The organism is Bacillus sp. SIMBA_008 (assembly GCF_046535495.1).
In the GTDB taxonomy this organism is placed as follows: Bacteria; Bacillota; Bacilli; order Bacillales; family Bacillaceae; genus Bacillus; species Bacillus subtilis.
In genome coordinates this window covers 1-262 of sequence record NZ_JAWRWL010000676.1, presented here as the reverse complement: position 1 = coordinate 262, position 262 = coordinate 1, and the positions used below count along the sequence as shown (strand labels likewise).

Sequence of the window (262 nt, the reverse complement as noted above, 5' to 3'; positions counted from 1 at the left end):
CTGAATGAAAAATTCGCATTAATAGACATTATTGATTCTAAAGAAGTAATTGATGATGGAGGGAAGTGACTAGTAGAACTAACATGTAAATACAGTATTTATCTAGATGAAAAATATTACTGTAAATCTCTCGATGATTATACTGGACAAGTATATCCGTTCTCGACCGCTAAAATAGGAAAAGGTCCCCTCAGAAACTTAAATTACTATTTCTCCTACGTTGATGCCTATGATCAAAAACCACCCGTTAAAGAAATTAGGC

At 33.2% G+C, this 262-nt stretch carries 1 pseudogene; it reads left to right on the top strand.

Annotated elements, in window-relative coordinates:
* Positions 1-262, top strand: a pseudogene (locus SB658_RS24940) (hypothetical protein); the annotation flags it as partial.